We start from the raw sequence: 8,113 nt of genomic DNA on the forward strand, positions 1-8,113 counted from the left end.
GACCCGTCCGCAGCACCTCAGCGCCGCCGGTGAAGGGGGTTCTAGGCCCAACCAAAAAGAGTCGCAAGCACAAAAATACAAAAATCACAAAAAATCTCAATTCAAGGGGAAATGCCAATATATTCAAAATCTTAATATAGCCGAGCTTGCAAGATGAAGCCAAACCCGCCCCTGCCCCCCGGTCGAACGACCGTCAAACAACCGCTATCAGCACTGGGAGCGGGGCATTCGTGCCGGAACCGATACCCAGGCTTCGGTCATCCCCAGAACCGCGACCAGGTTCTGGGTTTCAATGCGCGATTCTGCGGCGTGTCAACGGCAGGCGCGCCGCCAGCAGGACAAGGACCAAACCCAGATAGATCAGCGGTTCGATCTGGAACCCCTTGGTCAGCATCAGGAAATGTATAGCTCCGAGCAGGACCGCCGGATAAACCAGCCGGTGCAGTCGGCGCCATCCCCGTCCGAAACGGCGCACCGACCAATTGTTCGAGGTCAGCGCCAGAGGTAACAACAGTGCAAAACCCGCCATGCCAATGGTGACGAAGGGACGTTTGACGATATCGGCCCAGATCTGGGCCGGAATCTGGACGTCGAGCACCAACCAGACCAGCAGGTGGCAACTGACATAGTAGAATGACAGTACCCCTATGGCGCGGCGGAACCTCATCAGGTTCAGGCCGACTATCCGCCGCAACGGCGTTACGGCCAACCCCAGGATCAGCGCCTGTAACGCCAGCTCTCCAAGCCGGTGCTCGATGACCTTCGCGGGATCGACGCCCAGCTGCCCCGTCGCGCCCAACCAGAGCCACACGGGCGCCGGCAACACCCCGATCAGATAGACCAGCCAGATCGGAATCCGGCGCAGCGACGCGTTCACCCGCTCCATGGGTCAGAAGTATTTCGCAAGATCCATGCCTTGGTAAAGGCCCGAGACCTCTTTTTCATAGCCGTTGAACATCAGCGTCGGCTGGCGTTTGGCGAACAGACCGCCCCCGATGCGCCGCTCGCTGGCCTGGCTCCAGCGCGGGTGGTTCACCTCGGGGTTCACATTGCTATAGAAACCGTATTCGTTCGGGATCGCCATGTTCCAGCTTGTCGGAGGCTCCTTGTCCGTTAGGGTGATCCGCACGATCGACTTGATTGACTTGAAGCCGTATTTCCATGGCACCACCAGCCGAAGCGGTGCGCCGTTCTGATTGGGCAGCGGTTTGCCATAAAGACCGGTGGCCATCAGTGTCAGCGGGTGCATCGCTTCGTCCAGTCGCAACCCCTCGCGATAGGGCCATTCCAGTACCGGATAGCGGGTGCCGGGCATTTCCTCGGGCCGGTAGAGCGTTTCGAAGGCAACATATTTCGCACGCTCCTGAACGCCTGCCATGGCCAGCAGATCGGACAGTTCGAACCCGTTCCAGGGGATCACCATCGACCAGGCTTCGACACAACGGAACCGATAGATTCGCTCTTCGATTGTCATCTCGGACAGGATGTCCTGAAAATCATAGTCGCCGGGCCGGTCGACCATCCCATCGATCTTGACCGACCACGGCTCGGTCTTGAGCAGATGGGCATAGGCGACCGGATCATCCTTGCCGGTGCCGAATTCGTAGAAGTTGTTATAGCTTGTAATCTCTTCCCAGGTGTTGGGCTCTAGTGTCTCGGCAAGCGCCCTGCCAGCAAACGCCACCAGCCCCGCGCCACCCATGCCTGCCATCAGCTGCCTGCGATTCATCCAAGCCCCGCGCGGGGTCACGTCAGCGGGGGTCAAGTCGTTACTCCAGCGATGGGCCATCGGGATCTCCGTCTTTGCCATTTCCCAGAAATGTATCCCGTCGCAGCGCACCGTCCAACGCAACTCGCATCACAGCTGCGTTGCCGGGTTGAAACAATCGTCTCTGTCAGACCACGCCCAGACGCCGCAAGCCGTCTTCGAACTGCCGGTTGCCTCGAGCGCGTTCCAGCCCCTCGGCATCGGATTTGACCGAAGGATAAAGGTCGTCCATCTGAACCGAAGTGCCGTCGTCGCAGACAATCCGCACATGACGCCGCCGCATCAGTCGCGGCTCGGGGACACCAACCGAATGCGCGATGGTCTCCACCTCCTTGATGACAGAACGCGCATAGGCGGCAACGCGCTTTTCCTTTTCATGCACCACCAACCCCTTTTGCAGCGAGGGAATGTGGGTGGTGATGCCGGTGGGACAGGTGTTCTTGTTGCATTTCAGCGCCTGGATGCAGCCCAGCGAGAACATGAAGCCGCGCGCAGAGGTGATGAAATCGGCACCCAGGCAGATTGCCCAAGCCACATCGCCGGGCGCCACCAGCTTGCCACTCGCCACGATCCGGATCCGGTCGTGCAGCCCGGACAGATCGCGCAGATCGACCATCCGGATCAGCGCCTCGCGCAGCGGCAGGCCGACGAGATCAATGAGAGGCATCGGCGCGGCCCCGGTGCCGCCCTCGCCGCCATCGACGGTGATGAAATCGGGCGCGCTGTCGGTGCCGCGATCGCGGATCTTGCGAAAGAAATCGAACCACGGGTCGGCCGAGCCCATGCAGGTCTTGATTCCGACCGGCTTGCCGGTGACGTCGCGCACATGGGCGATGAGATCCAGCAGCCCGTCGAAATCGTCGACCTCGCGGTGACGGTTGGGCGAGATCGCGTCCATCCCCATCGGTACACCGCGGATCTGCGAGATTTCGGCGTCGATCTTGGCCGCGGGCAGGATGCCCCCCTTGCCCGGCTTGGCGCCTTGGCTCAGCTTGATCTCGAACATCTTAACCTGTGGATGCGCCGCCACCTCGCGCAGCTTGTCGTCGCTCAGGTTACCCTCGGCATCGCGCACCCCGAACTTTGCGGTGCCGATCTGGAAAACGATGTCGGCGCCCCCCTCCAGATGATAGGGCGACAGTCCGCCTTCGCCCGTGTTCATCCAGACGCCCGCCGCCTTGGCCCCCTTGGACAGCGCCAGAACCGCCGGTTTCGAAATCGCGCCATAAGACATGCCCGAAATGTTGAAGATCGACGGCGCCGAATAGGGTTGGCGACAGGTCGGGCCGATCACCAGCGGCTCGGTGGCGCCGAACTGGTTGTCCAGCGGCGGAAACGGCGCATTCATGAAAATCGGCGTGCCGGGAATGTTCAGGTTGCGGGTCGACCCAAAGGCTACCGTGTTCCCCTTATTCTCGCTGGCATTATAGACCCAGTTGCGCTGTGCCCGGTTGAACGGCATCTCCTCGCGGTCCATGGCAAAGAAATACTGCCGAAAGAACTCTCCCAACTCGGTAAAGATATTCCGGAACCGCCCGATGACAGGATAGTTCCGCCGGATCGCATCGCCGGTCTGAAACCGGTCGACAAAGAACAGGACAACAGCCGTCAGCATCATCAGGCCGATGACGCTGACAAAGACAAAGGCCATCACCTCGATTGCGTTATAGGCGAAACCCATGCGAAAACTCCTATATCTTGATGTGACGCAAAGCGGCGGAACTCTTTCCGATTTAGATTGGAGACGAACCGTTCACGGTGCAACCCACACGGACACTATGGGAGAGAGCAATGAATCAGATGTTACTGGGCGCGGTGATCGCGCTGACCGCAGGGGCGGCATCCGCACAGGATGCGGTGACCTATACCACCACCGACAATTTCGAGGACGTTACCTTTGGCTTGGAAAGCGCGATTGTCGGGCGCGGACTGGTGATCGACAGCGTCAGCCATGTGGGTGACATGCTGGAACGCACCCGCGCCGATGTCGGCTCGGACGTGGTTCTGTTCGACGATGCCAAGGTGTTCTCGTTCTGCTCGGCCGCGCTGTCGCGCAAGGTGATGGAGGCCGATCCGATGAACATCGTGTTCTGCCCCTATGGCATCTTCGTCGCCAAGCAGCCAGGCTCGGACGAGGTCACCATCGGATTCCGACAGTTCCCAGAGGGACCGATGCAGGAGGTTCAGACCCTTCTGGACGAGATCGCGCGCGAGGCGATCGGAGAGTAGACCTCTGCCGGGTTCACCGTCGCCCTCTAAAACAAGCGACCGTTTTTGACACCTGTATCAAGCAAGAGCACACCCTAAGGCTGCGCCTCGGCGTATGCCATGGAGTCTCTTTGAGATTTTTGAATCTGCGTGTACTTTGGCAGGCATGAGTGGCGATCCACAAACTCGAATGGCATTCTTGCGAGAGTATCTTGCTGGAGTGCAATCTATGGACCCGGAGCGTGCAATGCGCGCGGCCGCCCCAGGTTACCTCTGGTACGACGGAATGGCTGCCGAACCCATCACGAAGGAAGAGTTTTCTGTCTACCTTCTGGGCTGGGAAGACAGAATGAAGGCGATTGGCGGCACGGGTCGCTATGAGGTTTCTGACGAGTTGTCGGCAGACAAAGACGGGCATATTCTTCGCTGGGCCTGGTGGCGGTTCGTCGGCACAGATGTCGCGGGGTCTGCCTTGCTCAAAGTTGGCAACGAGGGCGTCATCTACGAGAAGATTGCATATTTCAAGCCGACGTAGGCAACGATCCCATGCTTGTTCTGCGCTGCCGACCTTTGCTGGTCAGCTCTCTTGCCTCACTAGCTCGGGGCCTTGCTCGCGTCTCAATTGAGCAGGCATTTGCGGTCACAAACGACGGTTTCTGATCCAGTCCGGGCGTTCGTCCGTATTCTTGTCATCAGACAGGAGTTCGCCATGACCAAACGCCCGGCCTGTATTGTTGCAACGCTCCTCGCCACTGTGACCGGAGCGGCTGCGGTGGCAGGAAACGAATCCCGTTCGGTCGCCTATCCGCTGCCCGACGGCTTGATCGAGATCGTCGCCGATTTCTCGGAGAATTCGATTTATTGGTGCGGGGCCGGGGATCATGCGCTGAACCAGATGAGAAAGCCCGGCAATCAACGGCTCTATGTCTGGAAAGGCCCGTCTCCAAGCACCGCCCAACCCGGCGCGCAGGCCGTAACATTCGGCTTCACCCCGCCGCCACAGGGCGCCGCCCCCTCCCTGACCAATGACGTCGGAATCATCGGCAACACATTGTCCGTCAGTCAGGCCAAGAAAACCTGCGACGAACGCACCTCCAGCGGCTGAGCCTCAGGACAGGTTGCGCCTTGACGGGTCGACCAGCGCGCCCTCGCGACCGATTGCGGTCACCATATAGACGATGTATCCCGAGATGATCGCCGCAAGGAAACACCAGATCGAGGTAAAGGCATAGGCAGCGAAGACAAAGCCCACCACGACCGATGCCAGGATCAGCCCCCCAAAGATGCGTATCTGAGGATGGGATGAGCCTACCAGCGGCAGGCAGATGACCACCGCATAGACCAGCCGCACCACGATCTTGGCAGTCTCGCCCGGAAACATGCTCGGGTTCTCGTACTGGATCGAATGCTTCACCAGATAGATTTCGAGCGTTTCGGGCCGGGCCAGCACCGGCAGAAAAAGCGTCGCGCCCAGACTGAAGCCAAAGGCGGCCAGTCCCCAAAAGATCCCCCTCCGAAAAGAGGAAGGCTCGACCAAGGCCGAGGACAGCGGCACCCAGAATGGCCAGAACCAGTAGGCAAAAAACAGAAAAACCAACGCTGCGGCACCCGGTGCGACCGGGCCAGGGCCATCGAGTGTCAGCCACAGCAGACCTTCGGACAATTGCTGCACGCCGAAGAACAAGGGAAAGACCGCGAAACCCAGAAACCGCGGCCCGAGATCCGCTGACTTGCGAATCGCGACCGCGCCACCCGCGATCAGGGCGGCACCGGCGACAAAACTGGCTGTAGCCGAGAAGCACATGGGTGACCTCCTTGACGTTGGGTCCGCGCTTGTGACGCAAGCTTAGGAAAGAACCGCGCGCCGGGCAAATGGGCCTCCCTTCCAGGATGCTGCCGCTTGCGCCCTGCCGATGCCAAAGGGGTTGTCTCAAACAGGAAAAGGCCCGCCATTTCTGGCGGGCCTCTGGTTCAGTTCGCGCGGCGGTTCAATGCACGACAGCATCATCCGGGCGGGGCCGGTTCGAACTGACCACGCGGTCGCCGATGATCAGCCCTTCCTCGCCAGCAGTGATGGGGATGGTCTCGCCATCCTTGACCTCACCGGCCAGCAGCTTTTCGGCCAGCGGGTTCTGCAGGTCGCGCTGGATCACCCGTTTCAGCGGGCGGGCGCCGTAAACCGGGTCATACCCCGCATCGGCCAGCCACTTGCGCGCCGCGTCGTCCAACTCCAGCACGATCTTGCGCTGCGCAAGGCGCCTGGCCAGGCGACCCATCTGGATCGAAACGATCCCGTCCATGTCGGCGCGCTTGAGCCGGTCAAAGATGATCGTTTCGTCCAGCCGGTTCAGGAACTCGGGCCGGAAATGCGCCCGCACCGCATCCATCACGTCACGCCGTGCCTGCGCGCTGTCGGCGCCTTCGGGCAGCTGGCTGAGTGCCTGGCTCCCGAGGTTCGAGGTCAACACGATCAGCGTCTGCTTGAAGTCGACGGTGCGACCCTGACCATCGGTCAGCACACCATCATCCAGTACCTGCAAGAGCACGTTGAACACATCCGGGTGTGCCTTTTCGACCTCGTCAAACAAGACCACCTGATAGGGCCGGCGGCGGACCGCCTCGGTCAGCACCCCGCCCTCGTCATAGCCGACATAGCCCGGAGGCGCGCCGATCAGACGGGCGACCGAGTGTTTCTCCATGAACTCGGACATGTCGATGCGCACCATCGCATTGTCGTCGTCAAACAGATACTCGGCCACAGCCTTGGTCAGCTCGGTCTTGCCCACACCGGTGGGCCCGAGGAACAGGAACGAGCCCAGCGGGCGGTTCTCGTCGTTCAATCCCGCACGCGCCCGGCGCACGGCATTGGCCACCGCCTTGACCGCGGTATCCTGGCCGATGACACGCCGATGCAGCTCGTCTTCCATCCGCAGCAGCTTCTCGCGTTCGCCTTCGAGCATCTTCGAGGTCGGAATGCCGGTCCAGCGTTCGACCACCGCCGCGATCTGTTCGGGGCGCACGGTTTCCTCGGCCATCAGGTCCGATCCTTCGCGGTTCTCGGACTCGGCCAGCTGCTTCTCCAGAGCTGGAATGATGCCATAGCTAAGCTCACCGGCACGGGCCAGGTTTCCTTCGCGCTTGGCGATCTCCAGTTCGGCACGGGCACGGTCGAGCTGTTCCTTGACGGATTGCGCCGCGTTCATCTTGTCCCGAGATGCCTGCCACTGCGCTGTCATCTCGGCGGATTTCTCCTGCAAATCCGCAAGGTCCTTTTGCAACGTCGCAAGCCGATCCTGCGAGGCGTCGTCCTTCTCTTTCTTCAGCGCCTCTTCCTCGATCTGCAATTGCAGGATCTGACGGTCGAGCTGGTCCAGCGCCTCGGGCTTGCTGTCGACCTCCATCCGCAGGCGGCTGGCTGCCTCGTCCATCAGGTCGATCGCCTTGTCGGGCAGGAACCGGTCGGTGATGTAGCGATGGCTGAGCGTCGCCGCCGAGACCAGCGCCGAGTCCGAGATACTCACACCGTGGTGCAGCTCGTATTTCTCCTTGATGCCGCGCAGGATGCTGATCGTGTCCTCGACGGTCGGTTCTTCGACCATCACCGGCTGGAACCGGCGGGCCAGAGCCGCGTCCTTTTCCACATATTTACGGTATTCATCCAGCGTGGTGGCGCCGATGCAGTGCAATTCGCCGCGCGCCAGCGCCGGTTTGATCAGGTTGGCCGCATCCATGGCACCATCGGATTTACCGGCGCCGACCAGCGTGTGCATCTCGTCGATGAACAGGATGATTTCACCCGCGGCCTCGGTGACCTCGGTCAGAACCGCCTTCAGCCGTTCCTCGAACTCGCCACGGTATTTCGCGCCTGCGATCAGCGCGCCCATGTCGAGCGCCAAGAGCTTCTTGTCGCGCAGCGATTCCGGCACATCGCCGTTGATGATACGCAGCGCCAGGCCCTCGGCGATGGCGGTCTTGCCAACGCCCGGCTCGCCGATCAGGACGGGATTATTCTTGGTCCGGCGGCTGAGCACCTGCATCGAGCGGCGGATTTCCTCGTCGCGCCCGATGATCGGGTCGATCTTGCCCTCGGCTGCGGCCTCGGTCAGGTCGCGCGCATATTTCTTGAGCGCGTCATAG

General features: G+C 60.9%; 8 protein-coding genes. 3 read left to right on the forward strand and 5 right to left on the reverse strand.

What is annotated here, in order from left to right; all coding sequences use genetic code 11:
• Positions 1-289 precede the first annotated feature (289 nt).
• The 3 genes from msrQ to AC2FL1_RS22940 form a co-directional block, all read right to left on the reverse strand.
• Positions 290-886: a protein-methionine-sulfoxide reductase heme-binding subunit MsrQ gene (gene msrQ, locus AC2FL1_RS22930; protein ID WP_496826390.1), complete on the reverse strand. Its 597-nt coding sequence runs from the start codon at positions 884-886 to the stop codon at positions 290-292.
• A 3-nt stretch (positions 887-889) separates the two neighbouring features.
• Entirely contained in the window at positions 890-1,789 is a 900-nt protein-coding gene (msrP, locus tag AC2FL1_RS22935; protein WP_496826768.1) for a protein-methionine-sulfoxide reductase catalytic subunit MsrP, read from the reverse strand.
• A gap of 106 nt (positions 1,790-1,895) precedes the next feature.
• Positions 1,896-3,449 (reverse strand): FMN-binding glutamate synthase family protein, encoded by a 1,554-nt coding sequence (locus AC2FL1_RS22940; protein ID WP_496826392.1) that lies wholly within the window; start codon positions 3,447-3,449, stop codon positions 1,896-1,898.
• A 110-nt stretch (positions 3,450-3,559) separates the two neighbouring features.
• On the opposite strand from AC2FL1_RS22940, the gene AC2FL1_RS22945 reads away from it, so the two are divergent.
• The 3 genes from AC2FL1_RS22945 to AC2FL1_RS22955 all read left to right on the forward strand — a co-directional run bounded on the left by AC2FL1_RS22945 (position 3,560) and on the right by AC2FL1_RS22955 (position 5,081).
• Positions 3,560-3,997: a DUF302 domain-containing protein gene (locus AC2FL1_RS22945; protein ID WP_496878460.1), complete on the forward strand. Its 438-nt coding sequence runs from the start codon at positions 3,560-3,562 to the stop codon at positions 3,995-3,997.
• Between the two features lie 145 nt (positions 3,998-4,142).
• Entirely contained in the window at positions 4,143-4,511 is a 369-nt protein-coding gene (locus AC2FL1_RS22950; RefSeq protein WP_496878461.1) for a hypothetical protein, read from the forward strand.
• Between the two features lie 87 nt (positions 4,512-4,598).
• Entirely contained in the window at positions 4,599-5,081 is a 483-nt protein-coding gene (locus AC2FL1_RS22955; protein WP_496878462.1) for a hypothetical protein, read from the forward strand.
• Between the two features lie 3 nt (positions 5,082-5,084).
• On the opposite strand, the gene AC2FL1_RS22960 is transcribed toward AC2FL1_RS22955, so the two are convergent.
• Both AC2FL1_RS22960 and clpB read right to left on the reverse strand, forming a co-directional pair.
• Positions 5,085-5,780 carry a DUF6629 family protein gene (locus AC2FL1_RS22960; RefSeq protein WP_496878463.1) on the reverse strand — a complete coding sequence of 232 codons (696 nt, stop codon included), beginning with the start codon at positions 5,778-5,780 and terminating at the stop codon, positions 5,085-5,087.
• A gap of 184 nt (positions 5,781-5,964) precedes the next feature.
• Positions 5,965-8,113 (reverse strand): ATP-dependent chaperone ClpB (gene clpB / locus AC2FL1_RS22965; protein ID WP_496878464.1); only part of this gene is annotated, 2,149 nt, incomplete at its 5' end.

It is taken from the genome of Ruegeria sp. YKSF070, from assembly GCF_059612725.1.

What these genes read in the sequence shown, in the direction of transcription:
- msrQ (WP_496826390.1), bottom strand. Translation starts at nt 886, where the DNA reads ATGGAGCGGGTGAACGCGTCGCTGCGCCGGATTCCGATCTGGCTGGTC.
- msrP (WP_496826768.1), bottom strand. Translation starts at nt 1,789, where the DNA reads ATGGCCCATCGCTGGAGTAACGACTTGACCCCCGCTGACGTGACCCCG.
- AC2FL1_RS22940 (WP_496826392.1), bottom strand. Translation starts at nt 3,449, where the DNA reads ATGGGTTTCGCCTATAACGCAATCGAGGTGATGGCCTTTGTCTTTGTC.
- AC2FL1_RS22945 (WP_496878460.1), top strand. Translation starts at nt 3,560, where the DNA reads ATGAATCAGATGTTACTGGGCGCGGTGATCGCGCTGACCGCAGGGGCG.
- AC2FL1_RS22950 (WP_496878461.1), top strand. Translation starts at nt 4,143, where the DNA reads ATGAGTGGCGATCCACAAACTCGAATGGCATTCTTGCGAGAGTATCTT.
- AC2FL1_RS22960 (WP_496878463.1), bottom strand. Translation starts at nt 5,780, where the DNA reads ATGTGCTTCTCGGCTACAGCCAGTTTTGTCGCCGGTGCCGCCCTGATC.